Annotated in this window: 17 protein-coding genes; 7 read left to right on the top strand and 10 right to left on the bottom strand. The window is 56.9% G+C overall.

The genetic code is table 11. The features are described from left to right. The first annotated feature begins 15 nt into the window (after positions 1-15). From AC6IZD_RS04855 to AC6IZD_RS04840, 4 genes are read left to right on the top strand one after another with little or no spacing between them, the layout of a single operon-like run. Positions 16-1,155: a hypothetical protein gene (locus tag AC6IZD_RS04855; protein WP_497786556.1), complete on the top strand. Its 1,140-nt coding sequence runs from the start codon at positions 16-18 to the stop codon at positions 1,153-1,155. Next, positions 1,130-2,548, top strand: coding sequence for an ABC transporter substrate-binding protein (locus AC6IZD_RS04850; protein WP_497786555.1), 1,419 nt, complete (start codon positions 1,130-1,132; stop codon positions 2,546-2,548). Before AC6IZD_RS04855 ends, AC6IZD_RS04850 begins: the two co-directional genes overlap by 26 nt. Beyond that, on the top strand, positions 2,545-4,314 hold the full coding sequence (locus AC6IZD_RS04845) for a sensor histidine kinase (protein ID WP_497786554.1): 1,770 nt from the start codon (positions 2,545-2,547) through the stop codon (positions 4,312-4,314). Before AC6IZD_RS04850 ends, AC6IZD_RS04845 begins: the two co-directional genes overlap by 4 nt. Next, on the top strand, positions 4,311-5,681 hold the full coding sequence (locus tag AC6IZD_RS04840; RefSeq protein WP_497786553.1) for a sigma-54-dependent transcriptional regulator: 1,371 nt from the start codon (positions 4,311-4,313) through the stop codon (positions 5,679-5,681). Before AC6IZD_RS04845 ends, AC6IZD_RS04840 begins: the two co-directional genes overlap by 4 nt. Positions 5,682-5,713: 32 nt before the next feature. On the opposite strand, the gene AC6IZD_RS04835 is transcribed toward AC6IZD_RS04840, so the two are convergent. Continuing rightward, entirely contained in the window at positions 5,714-6,223 is a 510-nt protein-coding gene (locus tag AC6IZD_RS04835) for an acyl-CoA thioesterase (RefSeq protein WP_497786552.1), read from the bottom strand. A 26-nt stretch (positions 6,224-6,249) separates the two neighbouring features. Then, the gene (locus AC6IZD_RS04830; protein ID WP_497786551.1) at positions 6,250-6,699 is read right to left on the bottom strand and encodes a hypothetical protein; all 450 of its coding nucleotides are present in this window, start codon (positions 6,697-6,699) and stop codon (positions 6,250-6,252) included. A 237-nt stretch (positions 6,700-6,936) separates the two neighbouring features. Between AC6IZD_RS04830 and AC6IZD_RS04825 the strand changes: the two genes are divergently transcribed. Continuing rightward, positions 6,937-7,254 (top strand): tetratricopeptide repeat protein, encoded by a 318-nt coding sequence (locus AC6IZD_RS04825; RefSeq protein WP_497786550.1) that lies wholly within the window; start codon positions 6,937-6,939, stop codon positions 7,252-7,254. Here the strand turns inward: AC6IZD_RS04825 and AC6IZD_RS04820 are convergent. Then, complete coding sequence (locus tag AC6IZD_RS04820; protein WP_497786549.1) at positions 7,251-8,075, bottom strand: SDR family NAD(P)-dependent oxidoreductase; 825 nt, start codon at positions 8,073-8,075, stop codon at positions 7,251-7,253. The two genes, AC6IZD_RS04825 and AC6IZD_RS04820, sit on opposite strands and share 4 nt — an antisense overlap. A 170-nt stretch (positions 8,076-8,245) precedes the next feature. On the opposite strand from AC6IZD_RS04820, the gene AC6IZD_RS04815 reads away from it, so the two are divergent. Both AC6IZD_RS04815 and AC6IZD_RS04810 read left to right on the top strand, forming a co-directional pair. After that, positions 8,246-9,748, top strand: coding sequence for a magnesium chelatase ATPase subunit I (locus AC6IZD_RS04815; protein WP_497786548.1), 1,503 nt, complete (start codon positions 8,246-8,248; stop codon positions 9,746-9,748). Between the two features lie 74 nt (positions 9,749-9,822). Then, a complete protein-coding gene (locus AC6IZD_RS04810; protein WP_497786547.1) occupies positions 9,823-11,079 on the top strand; it encodes a vWA domain-containing protein in 1,257 nt (418 codons plus the stop codon). 80 nt (positions 11,080-11,159) lie between these two features. On the opposite strand, the gene AC6IZD_RS04805 is transcribed toward AC6IZD_RS04810, so the two are convergent. The 7 genes from AC6IZD_RS04805 to AC6IZD_RS04775 all read right to left on the bottom strand — a co-directional run bounded on the left by AC6IZD_RS04805 (position 11,160) and on the right by AC6IZD_RS04775 (position 19,353). Further along, positions 11,160-11,396, bottom strand: coding sequence for a CDGSH iron-sulfur domain-containing protein (locus tag AC6IZD_RS04805; RefSeq protein WP_497786546.1), 237 nt, complete (start codon positions 11,394-11,396; stop codon positions 11,160-11,162). A gap of 39 nt (positions 11,397-11,435) precedes the next feature. Then, positions 11,436-13,646, bottom strand: a complete 2,211-nt coding sequence (locus tag AC6IZD_RS04800; protein WP_497786545.1) for an amylo-alpha-1,6-glucosidase — start codon at positions 13,644-13,646, stop codon at positions 11,436-11,438. Beyond that, a complete protein-coding gene (locus AC6IZD_RS04795) occupies positions 13,643-14,710 on the bottom strand; it encodes a glycosyltransferase family 4 protein (RefSeq protein ID WP_497786544.1) in 1,068 nt (355 codons plus the stop codon). The genes AC6IZD_RS04800 and AC6IZD_RS04795 overlap by 4 nt, the downstream gene beginning before the upstream one ends. A 165-nt stretch (positions 14,711-14,875) precedes the next feature. Beyond that, complete coding sequence (locus AC6IZD_RS04790; RefSeq protein ID WP_497786543.1) at positions 14,876-15,991, bottom strand: CgeB family protein; 1,116 nt, start codon at positions 15,989-15,991, stop codon at positions 14,876-14,878. Between the two features lie 13 nt (positions 15,992-16,004). Further along, complete coding sequence (locus tag AC6IZD_RS04785) at positions 16,005-17,126, bottom strand: CgeB family protein (RefSeq protein ID WP_497786542.1); 1,122 nt, start codon at positions 17,124-17,126, stop codon at positions 16,005-16,007. Beyond that, on the bottom strand, positions 17,123-18,232 hold the full coding sequence (locus AC6IZD_RS04780) for a CgeB family protein (RefSeq protein ID WP_497786541.1): 1,110 nt from the start codon (positions 18,230-18,232) through the stop codon (positions 17,123-17,125). Before AC6IZD_RS04780 ends, AC6IZD_RS04785 begins: the two co-directional genes overlap by 4 nt. A gap of 8 nt (positions 18,233-18,240) precedes the next feature. Continuing rightward, positions 18,241-19,353 carry a glycosyltransferase family 4 protein gene (locus tag AC6IZD_RS04775; protein ID WP_497786540.1) on the bottom strand — a complete coding sequence of 371 codons (1,113 nt, stop codon included), beginning with the start codon at positions 19,351-19,353 and terminating at the stop codon, positions 18,241-18,243. Positions 19,354-19,490: the final 137 nt, after the last annotated feature.

The following is a 19,490-nucleotide window of genomic DNA, read 5'->3' as shown; positions in this document are numbered from 1 at the left end:
CTGTTGCTACTGGGTGTGGCTTCGATACGAGCGTCTGCGACAGAGCCGGACGCGGTCACGCAGTTTGCAACCCGCATTGTTGCGGCGGGCGGACAAGGGACGGCTCGGCTGCGGCTGAAAAATGCCTCCTCAGCAACGCCTGAGCAGTTCGCAGCCTGGAGCAGAACTCTGGAGCGAAACCTCTCGCAGGCGGGCGTACGCATCCGGCGTGCTCAGGACAGCGGGAGCTATGAGATTCGCGCAGTGCTGAGCGAGAACGCCCGCGGGCTCGTGTATGTGGCAGAGATCGAGCAGGGCTCCGAAACCAATGAGGTGATCGTCGAAGCCAGACGCGCCAGCGTCGTGCAAAGCACTTCGGCAATGTCATTGCATCGCACGCTGTTGATCGCGAGACCCGACCCGGTGCTTGATGCGGCATTCATTCGCGTTGCGGGCGAGAACCGGTTAGCCGTGCTTACACCGGAGTCGGTTGTGCTGTATCGCCAACAGGACGGCGCGTGGACTCTGGATTCGAACGCGGTCATCACCCACGCAAGGAGCTTCCCGCAGGACGTGCGGGGCAGATTGATGCTGATGGGAGAGCACGCGGTGGAGGCTTATCTGCCCGGCGTGGTGTGTTCGATAAACCTCCAGGGCGGCGTTCATGCAGATTGCCGCGATGCAGATGATCCGTGGCCTCTAGGCGAGCAAGCAGCGTTCTTCAACGCTGGCCGTAATTACTTCAATGGTCTGCTGAGTCCTGGATTTGGCAAGCAGATGCCGCCGTTCTTTTCTGTCGCGGCACTTCCTTTCCCTGGATCGACAATGTGGATCTTCGCCGGCGTTGATGGACGCGTCCGCATGATTGAGGCCGGGCGTGAGACCACTCTGCCGGTGCGCGATTGGGGAAGTGATCTGGCTGCCGTGCGTTCGGGATGCGGCAGCGGAGCGCAACTGCTCGTGACGGCGCCGACGGACACGGGATCCAACGATTCGTTGCGCGCTTATTCAATCTCGGCAGGACAACCGGTGCTGGTCGCTCCTGCTCTGGATCTTGCTGGCGCAATTACGGCGCTATGGACGATGAGCGACGGCGCGAGTGCAATTGCAGTGACACACAATCCGAGGACAGGTGACTACGAGGTTTTTAATGTGGAGATCGGCTGTAATCAGTAAGCCAGCAATTGCCCTTTGCATGATGGCCACGATGAGCCTTGCACCGCATGCAGCAGCGAGGGTGCGTCCGCACTACGGGGGCGAAGTTCGCATTGAGACCGCAGAGTCGGAGCCGCCGGAATTCCTGAAGTTGCTCGTCGCCGATACATTGACACATGTAGATACTCGCGGCGAGGTAATACCGGGGCTAGCGGTGCGATGGGAAAGCCAGAACGGTTTCCGCAAGTGGCAGTTCTGGTTGCGACCGGGAGTAAGAATGCATGGTCCAGACACAGACATGCCGATGACCGCAGCGACGGTGGCGAATGCTGTGCGCGCGGGTCTGGCAAAGAACGCCATTGAAGCACGCGTCCAGAACTATGGTGAGTGGATAGCGGTGGAGTTCTCATCGCCCATGCCGCAATTTGCGGCGATGGTGGCAGGGGCAGAGTTTGGCATAGTGACTGGGGTCAATGAAGGCGGAAGCATCTGGGATGAACATGCCTCTACGAGCGGCGCATACGTCGGGCGGTCTAGCGGCGGCGGTCGAGTGACGCTGGAGGCAAACCCAGATTACTGGGGCGGGCAGCGATTCCCTGAGACGATTACGGTCACCTGCGGACGGAGCGCACACGAACAATGGCTCGATCTGGCCGCAAAACGGGCAGACATTATAGAGGTCACCAGCGAGGAATTGCGGAAGGCACAGCAGGAACGAATCCGACTTTCTCAGGTACAACCGACGGAGTTGATCGTACTCGAGGCAGAGAGAGGGCGCGGAGCTGATTCGAAAGTGCGCCAAGCGTTGAGCGAGGCAATTGATAGGACAGCGTTGCTGAACTTCATCTTCCAGAAGCAAGGAGAAGCGACTGGAGGATTGCTGCCGAACTGGATCAGCGGTTACGGTGCACTGATGACCGCGCAGCACGACGTGGTGAAGGCCAAGCAACTTCAGGCAGAGGTGGGTGCACGAGGTAACTTTACGATTGGCTATGCGGCAAGCGATGCGGAATTGCAACTCGTTGCCGAACGCATTGTGCTGAATGCGCGCGAGGCAGGAATGACTGCGCAGGCTGTGGCGCGCACAAGCAACGTTGACTGGGTGCTGCGGAGAGTGGAAGTGCGGTCGGCAAATCCGGCAGCGGCATTGACGGCACTCGTGCATGCGCTACATGGCAATGTGGAGTTGAGCGATGCAATGCTCGAGAGCGTGTACCGAGCGGAACGTGCGGCGTTGGCGAACTATGCGGTCCTTCCGCTGCTGCACTTAAACAAGGCGTGGGCCGCGAGCGAGCGGATGCATGATTGGGCGGTTTTGCCTTCGACCAGCACGGCCTCGCCGCAAAACGCTAGTTTTGGGGCAACGGCCATTGCGCCCCTGCCCGCTGATAGTTGGGTGGAGAGCAAGCCATGAGTTTTCGCAAGAGATTGCTGTTAGCAATGGCCGTGATGGTGACGGCCGCCGTCGCGTCGGTGGCGTGGTTCACGGCAGTGCGAGCGCGGGCAGCATTCGAACAGGTGGATCGGCAGCGCACTTCGGCAATCGTAACTCAGTTCCGGCAGGAGTTCGGGGCGCGGCAAGCAACAGTAACGGAGGCGCTGCAACGACTGTCCACAAACGACACGGTTCAGCGCATTGCATTTGAGGCAGCGCACGGCGGCGATACTTCGCTTTACGTGCGCGAGGCCGCGACGCTGGCACGCGAACAGCAATTGGATTACCTGGATCTGGTGACAGCCGATGGAACAATTGTGTCTTCGGCGGAATGGCCCGCACACTTTGCTTACAAGATGCCGGAAGCACTGGTTACAAGAGGCACTCCAGCGCTAGACAGGATCGAATTGGCAGAGGGATCGGAGCTCGGGATCGTGGCTTCCCGTGCAGTAACAGTTCCGGACGGAGTGCTGTACCTCTATGGCGGCAAGCGACTCAATGCGGCCTTCCTGAAGGATTTGTCGATGCCTGCCGGAGCGCGGGTTTGGATGTTGCAGGTCGGCACGGGAGAGCCTCAACAGAGTTCGCTGATAGGCGACCATCCACCCGCAATCGAATTGCTGAGGCCACTTCTGCGCGAATCGCTCGCCGGCAAAGAAACGAGCGCGGCGATTAAAACTTCGCCCGACCCGCTGGACCGCGTCACTGTGCAAGGAATTCCCCTGCGGGACGAGCAGGGCGCGGTGAGCGCGGTGCTGCTGGTGGAGACTTCGAGGCGTCCGCTGCTGGAGTTGGAACGCCAGATCAAAGCCGTTGCAATGGCGACAGCGGGTGCCGGACTGCTGGTGTCGATTGTGCTGGCGCTTTGGGTGGCAGGTCGTTTCAGCCGTCCGGTCGAGAAACTTGCGGCGGCATCACGCGAGATTGCCGCGGGAAACTGGAGTGCGCGAGTGGACCTGCGTTCGCGTGATGAATTCGGAGAACTGGGCGAGACGTTCAACTCCATGACGACACAACTGGTGGCACAGCGAGACAAGCTGGTGCAGGCCGAACGCGTGGCAGCATGGAGAGAGCTGGCGCGCAGGTTGGCCCATGAGCTGAAGAATCCGCTGTTCCCATTGCAGATTACGGTGGAGAACCTGATGCGGGCGAGAAAGCTTCCGGCGCAGGAGTTCGACGAGATTTTCGATGAGAGCACGGCGACGCTACTGGAAGAGCTGGAGCATTTGAAGGCGATCATTGGGCGGTTCAGCGACTTTTCGAAAATGCCGAAGCCGCAGGTGCAGCCGATGCAGGTAAACGCGCTGATTACGCGGGTGCAGAATCTGCATGCGGCGCATCCGGTGCAGTTGCAAACGAAGCTGGATGCTACTGCTGGCGAAATTGAAGGTGATGAGGAGTTGCTGTATCGCGTGGTGAGCAATCTGGTGCTGAATGCAGTGGACGCGATGCCTGAGGGAGGAACGATTACGATGGCCACGCGTGCGGAGAATGATGACGTGGTGATCGAGGTGAGCGATACGGGGACCGGAATGACTCGGGAGGAAAGCGCACGGCTGTTCACTCCTTATTACACGACGAAGCAGCATGGCACGGGACTGGGATTGGCAATTGCGCAGTCGGTGGTGAGCGATCACAACGGAACGATTGCGGTGGAGAGCGAGCCGGGGCGCGGAAGCACTTTCCGGCTGCGACTGCCGCGCACACAGCCTGAGACTGCTCTGCACGCGGAGGCCGGACGATGACCGCACGCAACGCTGACATTCTGATTGTGGATGACGAGGCGAACACGCTGGCCTCGCTGGCGAGGGCCTTTCGGATAGCGGGACATGAGGCCACCGTGTGCGACAACGCGGCAAAAGCATTGGAGCTGGCGCGGCATCATGCGTATGACCTGATCCTCAGCGATGTGGTGATGCCGGTACGAGATGGGTTAAGTCTGCTTGAGGATCTGCGCAACGCGGAAGTGTCATCACCGGTGGTGATGATGAGCGGGCAGGCGCACATCGAAATGGCGGTGAGGGCGACGAAGCTGGGCGCATTGGATTTTCTGGAAAAACCGATCTCGACAGACAAGCTGCTACTCACTTTGGACAACGCGCTGAAGCTGAAACGTCTGGAGCAGGAAAATAGCGAGCTGCGTCGCAGAGTGGGCAAGCACGAGATCGTATTCAGCGGTGAAGTGATGCGACGACTGATGGCGCAGATTGAGCGAGTGGCGAATAGCGAAGCGCGAGTGTGCATCCACGGCGAGACCGGCACGGGCAAGGAGTTGGTGGCGCGAACACTGCACGAACACAGCACGCGGCGCGAAGGGCCGTTCGTCACTCTGAACTGCGCGGCGGTGCCGACCGAGCTGATCGAGAGCGAACTGTTTGGCCATGAGAAGGGCGCGTTCACCGGTGCGCTGGTGCGGCACATTGGAAAGTTCGAGCAGGCGCATAGGGGGACGCTGTTTCTGGACGAGATTGGCGACATGCCGCTGACGATGCAGGCCAAACTGCTGCGCATTCTAGAAGAGGGCGAGTTGGAACGTGTTGGAGGCGACAAGAAGATCGCTGTCGACGCAAGGGTGATTGTGGCGACGCACTGCAATTTGGAAGAGGCGGTGAAGGAAGGAAAGTTCCGGCAAGATTTGTTTCATCGTGTCTATGTATTTCCGATTGAGCTGCCACCTTTGCGCGAGCGTCGCGACGACATTCCCGCACTGGTGGAGCATTTTGCAAAGCAGGTAGCCGCCCAGAACAACTGGAGACCGGCAACATTCACCGAAGGAGCGATGAAGGCTTTGTGCGCATACGGGTGGCCGGGAAATGTGCGCGAGTTGCGCAACATTGTGGAGCGCTTGCTGCTGCTGGCAGATGGCCCGGTGGATGCGGCGACAGTTGCAATGGCGCTACCCGGGAGTGCCTCCGGCGCAGGTGCGAATGCCAGCATCGCGGACTCGGGACCGCTGGCGGCTAGAGTGGCGGAGTTTGAGCGCGCGACGATTGAAGCTGAGCTGAAGCGCAATGCCAACCACATGACAAACGCTGCGAAGGCACTGGGCTTAGAGCGCAGCCATCTGTACAAGAAGTGCCAGCAATTAGGGATTGAGATTGCGCGTGATTGAAAGTACGTAAGTGGACCGCTATCTGCGGTCCGCTATGTGCGGCTGAGAACTCCGGCTTTGCGCATCTTCTCGGCTTTGCGAATCTCGCGACGACGGCCAGCGTCTTCGTAGCGACGCAGTTCTTCCTCTGTCTCGGGAATCACGGGTGCAACGGGAAGCTTGCGGCCATGGCGATCGATTGACACGAAAGTAAGGTAGGCCGAGCTGATGTGCTTGCGCTCTCCGGTGAAGTAGCTCTCAACCCACACCTTGATTCCCACTTCCATCGATGTGTTGTAAACGCGGTTGACCGAAGACTTGAAGATCACGAGGTCGCCGACCTTGGCTGGCGTGAGAAAGTCGAGGTGATCGGTGGAGGCGGTGACAACGTAGCTGCGGCAGTGACGATGCGCAGCGAGAGCTCCGGCTAGGTCGATCCAATGCATAAGGCGGCCGCCGAGCAGATTCCCAAGCGGATTCGCATCGTTGGGAAGCACGAGTTCGATCATCTCGGAGGCGGAGTCGGATACGGGGCGCGGAATTAGGGTTTCAGAAGCTTCCATGCTATTGGATTTGACGCCTGCAGAGTTCAATCCGTTGCAATTTTAGCATCGGGATCACCGGTGGCTGGCGTCTCGGGCGGAAGCATGGAACGACGAAGCCAAGCGCGAACGGCGGCATTCGCAAGATGGATGAGCTGTGGATCGGGCTCGTCGAGCCAAGTCATCGCTTGCTGGTCGAAGCGCAGCGCGCCAACGCTTGCAGGAAGATGGGCGCGTTCACAGGCGAATTGAACGCGTAGAACCGACTCTGCTTGCGAGTTCACGAGAAAGCGAACTGAATCGAAAGCACGCTCGGCTGGAACGTGCGGACAGGCAGCGTATCCCATGTTGCATTGAGTGCGGAGGGTTTCGTCGTCGCACGCTTCGGTACAGAGAGAGCAATGTCCGGCAAAACCGTCGCCCAGCGACAGCCGATGCCGATGTGGCCACAACGGGCTCGGGTGGTGTTCGGTAGGAATGAAAAAGGGACAAGCCACATGGGTATTCTACTGCTGGAAACGTTTTGGAAAGTAGGAATTGAAGGCATCGTGGGAGATGTTTTGGAGTGTCGCAACCGCTTCATTGCATACTCATAGCAGGGGCAAGAGTAGATCACGAAAGTGCGATTCAAACACCTCACGAGCTTAGAATGGGCCCTCGTACCAGCATGCGACACAATGCGATTGGTCAGTCATGCGACACAATGCGATTGGTCAGTGTGGTATGTTCTGCTTATGTCGACAGAGAGACTAGAACAGTTGAAAGCGATTCTGGAACACGATCCGAAGAACACTTTCGCGCGATATGCGATCGGAATGGAGTATTCGTCAGCAGGCGAGACGGACGCGGCGCTTGCAGAATTTCGCAAACTGCTGGAAGTGGACGCGAATTATGCAAACGCGTTCTTTATGGGAGCGCAAGCGCTGCAGCGCGCCGGGCGGAACGATGAAGCAGTCCAATGGCTGCGTGATGGCATTGCATGCGCCCAGCGCACTGGAAATCGTCACGCCGAAAGTGAGATGCAGGCGTTACTGGAAGAGCTGACGTTCTAAGCCGGTGCCTGAGGACGTTCTGGTTGCTTGCGATCGAGTCGCCGTAGCATTCTGAGCAGCCCCCAATTGAACAGGCCAGGTAAGAAGCGATAAACCGCGACGAGAAGGTGCCCACTCCAGGGAACAACTACCTCCCTGCGATTTTTGCGATATGCGTACCAGACTGCCTCCGCCACGCGCTCGGCTGTGATTCCACGACGCGCGGCACCTCCTACGCGAAGGCTTTCATTTCCCCACACTGCGCGCGTGTTGAATTCAGTTTTCACATATCCGGGGCAGACCGTGTTCACGTGAACCCCGTACGGCGCCAGCTCAAGTCGTGCCCCGCGAGAGATGCAGTTGAGTGCATGCTTCGTAGCTCCATAGGCAGCCATGTAGGGCACGGTTACAAGTCCAGCCATGCTGGAAATGTTGATGATCGCGCCAGAGCGCTGCTGTTTGAAGACGGGTGAGACGACCTGCATGCATTCGATTGCCCCAAACAAGTTGGTGTCGAACATGCGACGGCACGCTTCCATGTCCATGCGCCCGACAGAGTCAACGAGGCCGAAGCCGGCGTTGTTGACCCAGACGTCTACGCGTCCGAATCGTTGAATGGTACAGGCAAGCAGAGCTTCGATCTGCGGGCGCACCGTGACATCACAAGACACAGCCAGAGTGCGTTCAGGTGCACCAACCCGCTGACGTGCGGCCTCGACGCGCTCCAAATCACGGGAGGCAAGCACGACAGAAGCGCCCTCGCGAAGAAACCGGCGGACAATCGCCTCTCCAATACCCATGGAGGCACCGGTTACTACCACCACTTTTCCAGAAATGCTCATTGGCAACTTCTAGTGGCAGCGGTCTCAAAAGTCAAGCCGACGTATGTAGCTGATTGAAAACACGACGCAACGTCAGGCCAGTAATTTGCGTCCAATGGGAATCCTTTGACAACGCCGGACCATATTGTGCCCGGAGCGAGCGACGCTGGCAGAGGCCTCTGGAGACAGTGATGATGATTCATACGTTAGGCGAGCTTCGCAACAGCACGGAATTCAATGAACAACGAATGTTGCGCCGGGGAGTAAAAGACGAGCTGCGCGACAACCTGCTCGAAAGGCTAAAGCAGAGCGGACCGGTTTTCGCTGGAATCGTCGGGTACGAGGACACGGTTATTCCACAACTGGTAAATGCAGTACTCTCACGTCACAACTTTATCCTGCTTGGGTTGCGAGGCCAGGCCAAGAGTCGAATTCTGCGAGCGCTGACAGGGTTGCTGGACGAGTACACGCCCTATATTGCGGGATGCGAAATCCGGGACAATCCATACGCTCCACTGTGCCGCCGTTGCAAGGAACTTCTAGCACGCGAAGGAGACCGCACTCCGATTGCGTGGTTGAGCCGAGATGATCGCTACGTCGAAAAGCTGGCAACTCCAGACGTCACAATCGCCGACCTGATTGGAGACATTGATCCAATCAAGGCAGCTCGCGGCGGTCATGAGTTAGGAAGCGAACTCGTAATTCACTACGGGCTTCTGCCACGCGCCAATCGTGGCATCTTCGCCGTGAATGAACTGCCAGACTTGGCAGGCAAAATTCAGGTGGGCTTGTTCAACATCATGCAGGAAGGAGATGTGCAGATCAAGGGGTTCCCGGTCCGCCTCCCGCTTGACGTGGCACTGGTATTCAGCGCGAATCCGGAGGACTACACGGCTCGTGGCAAGATCGTGACGCCACTGAAAGATCGTATCGGTAGCGAAATCCGCACGCACTATCCCTCCACAGTGGAAGAAGCCATGGCGATCACCGCGCAGGAAGCCTGGTGTGAGCGCCGGGGCCCGGAACTGATCATCCCATCCTACATACGCGAAGTGGCAGAGCAAATTGCATTCATGGCGCGCAATGACAAGCGCGTGGACAAACGGAGCGGTGTCAGTCAGCGATTGCCGATTTCAGTGTTGGAGAATGTCGTCTCCAATGCTGAACGACGAGCTGTGATGGAAGGCTCTTGTTTGGCTGTTCCACGTGTGTCTGATATCTACGCAGCTATGCCTTCGATCACGGGCAAGTTGGAACTGGAATACGAAGGAGAGATGAAGGGTGCAGACACTGTCGCGCGCGAGGTGATTCTGGCAGCAGTGGCAAAGACGTTCGATCGCTATTTCGGCGTGAACGATCTGAAGCAGGTTGTGCAGTGGTTTGAACTCGGCGGGCAAGTGACGCTCACGGACAATACGCGCACTCATGACGGTCTGAAAAGCATGGAGAAGATCCAAGGTCTGCTGGAAAAGACAGAGAAGGTCGGAGCGGGTGAAGGCGAGCCTCCAGAGTCGATTGTGTCCGCCGCAGAATTCATCCTCGAAGGACTGCACGCCCATAAACGGATCGGACGAACAGAAGATCGTGTATTCACCTCTGGCGAGAGATCGAGACATGCTGAGCGCGATGACCTGAGGAGCGAATACGAATCAGAGTGGGAACAGAGAAGAAAGAACCGTCGCCCGTTTAACTGAGCGAGACCAGCAAGAGTAACTGCCCCACTGGATGAACGAAGGTTTGGTGGGCTACCCGGAAGTTTGGAGTTTCGATGAAACGGGTCAAGTACAGCAAGTACATCCCGAACCTGGCAGAAGATGTAAACCTCGACGACCTGATGGACGCGCTCTCTGATTTCTTGCTTGAGAGCGGCTTTGAAAACGAGCTTGGACGCTATTACAAACCGGGCAGCAGCGACGACGAACTGGATGCATTGCGTGAAGCGATCCGAGAAGCGTTGATGAACTCCGATCTGTTCGACGAACAAATGCGTGAGCAGATGAAGGATATGCAGAGCGAAGGCCAGATGGATCAACTCATCGACGAGGTGATCGAGAGGATGGAGCAGGAGGGATTTGTAACGATCTCTCCTCCTCACAACCCTACACAGATGTCCACGACGCCGGGGAATGTGGGCAAGGATCAGTCGCGGCAACAGAAGCCAGTTAAGTTTGAAGTAACCGACAAGGGTCTTGATTTTCTGGGATACCGCACGTTGCGCGATCTGCTTGGATCGCTAGGGCGGGCGAGCTTCGGGCGTCATGACACGCGGGATACAGCAACCGGCATAGAGACTAGCGGATCGAGTAAGCTCTACGAATTCGGCGACACTCTAAACCTCGACATCAATGCGACACTCTCTTCGGCAATTCAACGTGAGGGGCTCGCGCTGCCGCTGAACATCGAGTACAGCGACTTACACGTGCATCAATGCGAATATCAGTCTTCATGCGCAACGGTGATGATGCTCGACTGTTCGCACTCGATGATTCTGTATGGCGAGGATCGCTTCACTCCGGCGAAGAAAGTCGCCATGGCGCTCACTCAACTGATCCGAACGCAGTATCCTGGCGACACACTGTCACTAGTTCTGTTCCATGACTCAGCCGAGGAATTACCCATCTCGCAACTTGCGAGGGTTCGTGTCGGCCCTTATTACACGAATACGCGCGAAGGGCTGAAGATGGCCCAGCGAATTCTGGAACGGCAGCGCAAGGACATGAAGCAGATCATCATGATCACGGACGGGAAACCATCCGCGGTGACGCTGCCCGACGGTCGCATTTACAAGAATGCGTTCGGGCTTGATCCAATGGTCGTGAGTCAGACGCTGGAAGAAGTCGCGAAGTGTAAACGGTCCGGAGTGCTGATCAACACCTTCATGCTTGCGTCAGATCGAGGCTTGGTGCAATTCGTGCAGAAGGTAACTGAGATGTGCAGGGGCAAGGCTTACTTCACTACTCCGTACACGCTCGGACAATATCTCCTGATGGATTACATGAGCAGGAAAACAAAAACAGTCCACTAGCGCCACAGTTCAATCTTCACAACACCCACACATGCCAGCACTCGACATATGTGGGTGATTCCCTTCCCAACTCTGCTTGTTTACTTGTTCTCTTCGGTGCGGACGGCGGCTTCAGCAGCTTGGAAGCCGATCTTGGAGTGCGTACCATCACAGAACGGTTTGTTCACGCTCGCGCCGCAGCGGCAGAGAGAAATGCCAGGCTTGTTAGTTGGAAGCGCAATAGGAGTTCCATCGGCATTAACCAGCTCGACCACTCCTTCAGGGTCTTCGATACGGTAAGGTCCATTGGGACGAACGATGATTCTAACTTTCGACATTGTTCCTCCTGAACATGCGGAATCATTGTCGCACAACGCTCAATGACGGAAGGCAACATTGACCAGAAGCTTGTCACCAGTAATATCAACCACGTTGCAGAACGTGCGGTGATCGCGTCGCGTGAAGTCGAGTCCGACGCGTGAGTTTCCGATCCTCAGATTGCGTATGTAAAGGTGACCGAGCCACTCGGGCAGCTTGGGATTGATGATGTTGAGTTCCTTGCGATGTGCCGACGGGCGGATACCAAGCACAGACGAAAGAATGAGGAATAACGCTCCAGAGGCCCAGGCCTGCGGCGAGCACGAGACCGGATAGTGCACAGGCTCGTCGAAGGGACGGCGCTGCACACCGCAGAACAGTTCGGGCAGTCGGTAGGCGCGGAATTCAAGCGCGGCCTGGAAGAGCGCCGTAAGAACCTGCAGAGCCGGCTCGCGAAATTCGTTTAGACACATCCCATGTGCAACGAGGGAGTTGTCGTGCGGCCACACAGATCCACGATGATAGCTCAGAGGATTAAAGACCTGCTCCGTCTGAGACATCGTTCGCCAACCCCAGCCACTGAACATGTCGTCTTTCATCATGCGCTGTGTAACCGCGCGCGCTCGCTCACGATTGATGATGCGGCTCCAGAGAAGATGGCCGGGATTTGAAGATATTACTTCAAGCGGCTTCTTCTCGGAATCAAGTGCCATGGCGTAATAGTTGCGCTCCGGCATCCAGTAGGTCTTGTCGAAGCGGCGGGCGAGCTCGTTTGCCTCGCGGCGCACCTTCTCCGCACGTTCGGAGTCTCCGAACATCCGCAGGAGCGATGACATACGATACTTCGCATCGTAGACATAGCCTTGTACTTCGCAAAGTGCGATCGGTGGCGTCGCTACGCGCCCATCGCGATGAATGTTCGCGTCCCACGAGTCTTTCCACCCCTGGTTGATAAGGCCCCGTGGCGAACGCCGCTGGTATTCGACAAAGCCGTCGTCATCAAAGTCACCATACTGGTCGATCCAGTCGAGCGCGCGATAAGCATGCGGAAGCATCTCGCGCACGAGAGCTTCATCCGCTGTCCAATTGAAGGTCTCGCTCAGAAGCACGAGCCAGAGCGGCGTGGCATCGACCGTGCCATAGTATGGGCCGAAGGGCATCTCGCCGCACCGAGTCATTTCGCCTTCACGTGACTCGTGCAGGATCTTCCCGGGTTGCGCGTCGCGCCAATCGTCGAGTTCAGTCGCCTGATAACGCGCGAGCACTCGCAGCGTATCCTTTGCGAGCTCGGGGTTTAGCGGAAGCGTTTGATACGCAGCAATGATTGAATCGCGCCCAAACATCGTGGCGAACCACGGGATTCCAGCGGCGATGATGTGCTCATTACCTACAGGAATTCGCAATGCGTGGAAGTCTCCCGCAGCGTTGCGCAGCAGCGTGTCGAAGACCGAGTTCGAACTGCTGAACGCGGTGGAGGCGGAGTCGAATTCGCGAAACGCATTGCGACGGGAGCGAAGCTGAGTGTCGTAATCGTAGTTGGTGTCGCGAGACTCAGCGTGATCGACCGTGGGAGTAACAGTAATCTCGAGTGCGCTCTTGCGCAGCGGCTCGAGACGTAGCTCCCAACGGGCCGTTGTGCCGCTGAACCCCACAGGAGACGGATCCATGCGAATGACGGTTTGGCGCAGCACATTGTCGCGTCCGCGATAGCTGAAGATGACTCCGTCTCGCTCAATAACGGGCTCGTAATATTGGCCGTGATCCGCTCGTGCCACACCACGCACTTGAAATACGTCTACAAAATCTGCATTGAACGAGAGTTCGACGGTGAACTCCACCGGACAGCGGTTAAAGTTTTCAAAGGTGTATCGGTCGAACAGAATGCCAGACGCCAGCAACTGTTCGCGACGGATATGAACAGTGTTCTCGGGAAGGTCAAACGAGTCGCGAAGGGTGATGTTTCCGGTCGTCAGTTCAATCTGTGAGACAAACGTTTTCTCAGTACTGCTGGAAAGCACGACTGAACGCTGGCCGTCGATTTTGAATTCAAGATGCGACAAAAAACGCGTGTCTTCGTGAAAGAAGCCAACATCCGGAGCGCCCGGAGGAACAATATCCCCAGCAACGCTTGTGGCCAGGAACGTCTTGCCCTCAATGAGAGTGAGGTTGTTAACCTTGCGCGGTTCCTGCACCTGATGAGCAAGGCGCGGTTCGACATGCGGAGACTCGATGGGAACGAGTTGCTCGCGATAAAGTATTCCAGAACTCATGCTGCGGCTTGTCTCCCGAAATCACTATCCTCGGCAAGGGGTACTTCGTCGTAAAGTTCACGATAGAGCGCGAGATAGTTCTGTACCATTCGCTCCACAGAGAAGCACTGCTGTGCATACGCGCGGACGGCCGCGGGTTTGTGCGCCTGCAGTTCCCCAACCCGGGCTACCGCCTCGTCAACTCCTGAACACACGATTCCGCTAACACCATCGATCACGATCTCGGGGACCGATCCTCCAGGGAAGGCCAATACGGGCGTTCCTGTGGCCATAGACTCGATCATCACGAGACCAAACGGCTCGTCCCACTCGATCGGGAACAGTGTGGCCATCGCATTGCCGAGCAACTCGTTCTTCATCGCGAGGTCGGCGTCGCCCAGGAACTCAATGAACTTGCCGTCGATATGTGGCTTGACCTGGGACTCGAAGTAGTCACGAAAAGCAGGTTGTACTTCGCCCGCCATCTTGAGCGGGATGCCACTCTTCTTCGCAATCTCAATTGCGTTATGGACTCCCTTCACCGGGGCGATGCGTCCAACGAAAGCAAAGTATTCCGACTTGTGTTCGCGAAGCCGATATGCAGTGAGATCAACGCCATGGTGGATCGTACGGATGCGCTTAATCGACTCCTTCTGCTTTTGGAAATCGCTGATTGAGACAAACTCAACGTTCGGGAAACCTGCGTAAAAGTCAGATAGAGGTGGCAGTTGCGGATGGTGAATTGTGTACACCCAACGCGGGCCGCCGTCCACTCGGGAAAGTGCCAAGCCGGGAGCGTTATTCAGATGAACAATGTCCGCATCGTGCCAACAGTCGGCGACTGCCCAGGAAGTGTGGTTGAGATCCTTCATGCTGGAATAGAGTTCGCCCCCGATGGGCCAATCGTCCTTCGAATAGATCCAACGCACCTCTGCGCTAATAGTGCTTTCTCCGTTTGCATATACAACCACATCGGCGCCGAGGCGAGTTAAACCATTAGCCAACTCAGCTATGAACAACTCTGTTCCGCCGTATTTCTTAGGAGGAACACTGATGAATGGCGAAGCGATAAGGGCGATTCTCATTGGCACTCCCGGGACAGCAGGTTGGATTGGGCGGACTACGAGCGCACCACAGGCAGTTGCTGCCAGTAAGATGCCACCATGAGCGCACCACAGGCAGTTGCTGCCAGTAAGATGCCACCATGAAAATTTCGGTTATCACGCCAGCTTTGGAATGGTGAGCTGAAACTATTCCGCCTGTGAATTCACAAGCGACACACGCTCGCCCCGTTGCGCAGAGTCAATTTCAGTTTCGAACTCGATCGCGCGCTGCTGACTAGTGTGCGCGGCAAGCACACGTTGTTGTGCGGCCATTCCGATGGCGCGCAACTCCGATTCATGAACGCCCCGAAGATAGTGCACAATGTCCGAGGCGCTGGTGGGGAGCAGAATTTCCTTCCCGGGAGTAAAGAAGGAATCGAGCCCAGGCCAGTTGTCGCTCACGATTGTGGCGCCGCAAGCTGCAGCCTCAAACAGGCGCACAGAGGGCGAATAGCCAGCCACTACCATGTCGCGTCGAGTGACATTGAGCGTTAACCTCGAAGACGAGTAAAGGTGAGGATGCCAGCGTGGGTTCAGGTGGATGATGTGCCGCACATTGCGCGGAAATTGAACACTACGCGGATACTGTGGGCCCGCAACGATAAATTGCTGATCGGACATGAGACTTGCAGCACCAAACAAGAATTCTTCCAGTTTGGGCTGGCGGTCAGGCGCATAGGTTCCCATATAGCTCATGGCGCAAGAGAAGCGAAGCGCGCGAGGATAAGTGCGGTAGCGCTCGGGATCGAAACTGCAATACAGCGGTGCTGCACGGCGGACGCCGAAGCGGCTTTCGATTTCTGCCAGCAGCGGTCCTCCGGTGAAGCTGAAATAAACATCGAGGGCGGCAAGCTGATCGGCGCGAACGTAATCTGTCGTGCCGCGCTCGCGCAGCATAGCGACAGTGATAGGCGTGTCGATGTCATAGAACGTGCGCACCGGGACTCGCGATGCGAGCATCGTTTCCATTGCAGCGATGCCATCGGAAAAATACGACCCGACCATGGCAACATCGGCAGAGTCGAGTTCGCGCCGTACCAACGGCAGAACATCTTTCCACTGTGTGTAGAGCTTCAGGTCGCAGAACGCAGGTTCGGGCAGATCGCGATTGGACGCATACCACTCGACATCCTTCTCGAAGAAAACAATTCGGTGGCCGCGCTCAGAAAGGGCGCGGGCGAGCGCGCGAAATGTCGTGGCGTGGCCATTTCCCCAGGACGACGTGATCGACAGGCCAAAGATGACGATTTTCAATGCTCTCACCTTTCAAACGAACTCAAGCACGCCTCTCGGCCGACTGCAGCACGACTGGGTCGAGTGCGCTGGGATGACGAAGCGCACGCGCAGCAGCAAGAATCTTTTCCACCTCTTCGGCACGCTGCGAATAAGTGTGCTCGGCCAAAGCCCGGCGCAGCATTGCATCGCCGATCTCACGCGCTTCGGCGGCGGGCTTGCGAAGATGGCCCACGATGTCCTCAGCATTTTCGGCAACGAGGATCTCGCGTCCTGGCTCGAAGAACATCTCAATTCCCTGCCACTTGTCCGTGATGAGACATGCACCGGCACCGGCAGCCTCGAATACGCGAGTGGGCGGGGAGAATCCGACATCAGCCATGGAATCGCGATTGATGTTGAGTACCATGCGTGCTGAGGCATTGATGCGATTGTGCGATTCTGTACGCACATGTCCGATCCAGCGAACATTTGACGGAAGCTGTTTGCTACCCCACCCTTCGCCACCAAGAATAAAAGTCATATCGGGCGCAAGCTCAGCAGCACGAAGGAAGAACTGTTCCACGCGGCGTTCGCGATCAGGCAGACGATTTCCGACAAATACGAGATCGCACGCGAGCGATGAATCCGGCAGCTCGGGATGATGAGTGTCAGGATCCAAGGCGTTGTAGATGGGGTGACAGTTGCGCGCGCCGAGTTTGCGATAGCGCTGCTGCACTTCAGGCCCACCTCCATACGTGAATACGAAATCGTATTGCGGAATGCAGTGCCGGAAAGGATCGAAGCGGTTGCCTTCAACCCGCGAGAGCGTGGCGGGCGCATCGACGTCCCAAAAAGCAACCTGCGTATGCGAGGAGCGGCAATCTAGAACTCGATCCTCCAGCAACTCGTCGTCGCCGCCTACACCACTGTGCTTGATCACGAGGTCGGCGGTAGACGCCAGCTTAAGGAGATCGTCGATATCGCGCGGAGTCTGATACACGATGACCTTCGCGTATTCCACTTCACTGAGATCTCGGTTTTGTTGCCGGTTGTAAATGTCGGGCTCGGCAAACGTAACCTCATACCCTAGAGCTGCAAGGTTTTTATAAATACCACGGTAGTAAGTCGCGGCCCCATTCCAATAGCTCGAGGTAATGCTGGATCCAAATACGAAAATCCTCATACTCTGAATTCTCCGCAAATCTCCATGAGCTGCTCGGCACGGTGCCTGCAGGTATGATGCTGTCTTATCGTTTCCAGTCCACTCTCTGCGATCTGGCGACGAGCGCATTCATCTGCAAGCAATTCCGCAAGCAACTCACCCATATGCTTTCCATTGTTGGCTATCAGGTAGTCGTGCCCAGGGCGGAAAAGCCCTTCCGTGTCGGTCCACGGCGCGCATACAAGCGGAGTGCCACAGGCAAGCACTTCAAAAACGCGAATTGTCGGCACGCCGCTTAATCCATTCGCGTACTGCCGGCGCGGAACGTGCAGTGCGAGACGGCTCCGTCCATAGATCTCGGGAGTGCTGAGATTGGGCAAGTATCCCTCGTACTTAATGCCGCTGCGCTCTAGCGTCTCCTGCGCATTGCTGGGATAGCGTACACCATGAACAACGACCTGACGGTGCTCGCTAGCGAGTTGCGCGGCGGGAGCGATCAGAAATTCCATGAGCTCCTGCGTGCGCTCTTCATCTCCCCAGTTTCCGATCCAGACCACATCGTTGCTCTTATCACAAGACATGGGCCGGAAAACCGTAGTATCGGCGGCTTCATGGAACGTCCAAACGCGAGCGACACCGAACCCATCGCTATAGATCCGGCGAATGGCGTCACCAAACGCCAGCACGCCGTCGAACAAATGCAGCGGGAAGCGCAGGATCTGCTCAGCGTTTGTATAGGCGCGATGGTGCGTGTCATGAAACAGTGCGCGGAAGCCGAAACTTTGCTTTCGGGCGAGAACTTCGTTCACCAACCGCGGCTCGTTCCACTCGTGGATGATGACGAGGTCAGCATCCCGAAGTTCCTGATCGAGGAAAGCGGGCAAGCTTTCATCCTGTTGGTAGAAGCGAACGTCGAGCTCAGGGTAGGTGAGATGGAAGTGCTCGATGGCCTTCGAGCCGATCTCGCCTTCTTGCACGAGATTGGTCAGCGACCATCCACCTATTTCTTCGTAGCAGCGGACCTCGTGCCCCATGCGAACTAATTCGCGCGCAAGACCACGCAGGAAATGCGCGTTGCCGTGATTCCAATCGCTGATCCACGAGTGGGCAAATATCCTGATGCTCATTTCCTGCTTCATGCGGCAGAAACCCTTCGCTCAAGTAGAGCCGAATATAGCTGCAGGTATTCGTCAACCATGCGTTTGGCCGAATAGAGTTGCAGTGCACGATGATAGGCACGGTTCGCGAAGTTCAGGCGAAGCTCTCGATCGCCCTGTAGCATCGCGAGAATGTTGCGTAGTGACTGCACATCGCCCGGTTTGAAATAGCACGCCGCGTCGCCCCAGATTTCACGAAAGCTCTCAATGTCCGCCGCAACCAGAGCACATCGGGAGAGAGCGGCCTCGAGTGGAGCGAGACCGAACGGCTCGTACTTCGAGGTGGCTATGTAAATTGACGCGCGACTGAGAAGCTGTCGCATTTCGCCTTCGGATAATTGACCTCTTGATTGCACATTACGTGCAGCCTCGGTCGCAGCCTTCACAAAGCCGTCCGAAGTGTCACCCGTAATTGATTCGGCACCGGCAAGGAAAATTGGGACAGGTGAGTCAAGTAGTTCCAGAAGCAATTGCGACTGCTTCGCCTCGTCCCAAAGGCGTCCAACACTGGCTGCGTAATTGTGCTTGGAGACCAGCGCATTGAACAGTTCGGGCGAGCGTCCGTTGTAAATCACCCTGGATCGTGGTTGCTGGCCATAGCACTTTTCCAGAGACTCAAGCATCCAGCCCGATGGAGCTACTACCATGCTTGCTCCAGCTAAACCTCGCGCGACGACTTCGCGATACCAGTGCGACCATCCATCGTCCGGTTCTGAGCCACGAACCGAGCGACTCCAGGTCATGACGTCGCTATGTGCAATCACAACCTTGGGCAAAGGACTATCAATTGCCCCATAGCAATACTGGCTTAAGTGCAGCAGATCGGGATGCACCTCGTCGATAATGTTGCGCAGATACACCGTCGATTCTGCGATGTCCGAAGCGGAGTCCTGCATCCATTCGAGAGAAAATGCAGTGGGAAAGTAGGTAACGGATTTGAGCTCCTCAAGCCACGACGCCTGAGAGGCGGAAGGAATGGCTCCGAAACTGACAAGAGTGACACGAATACCGCGCTGAGCTAGTCCGGTCACCAACTCTCGTGTGTATGTCCAAACGCCGCCAACGGTGTCCGCTGTGACGAGAATGTGCATTCCGCTCCAATGTAAGCGCCTCCGCGCCGGTAGTTTCTCCGCCGCGGAGGCTCTAGCTTGGCGCGAGCAATGGGCTATGCCAGTCCTCGTTCGCGCCCCGTTCTCCCAGGCAGGTACTCCTGTCGAACGGTAACGTC

This window comes from Koromonas humicola (assembly GCF_059726255.1).
The sequence above is the reverse complement of the archived record's forward strand: the minus strand, read 5'-3'. Positions and strand labels throughout refer to the sequence as shown.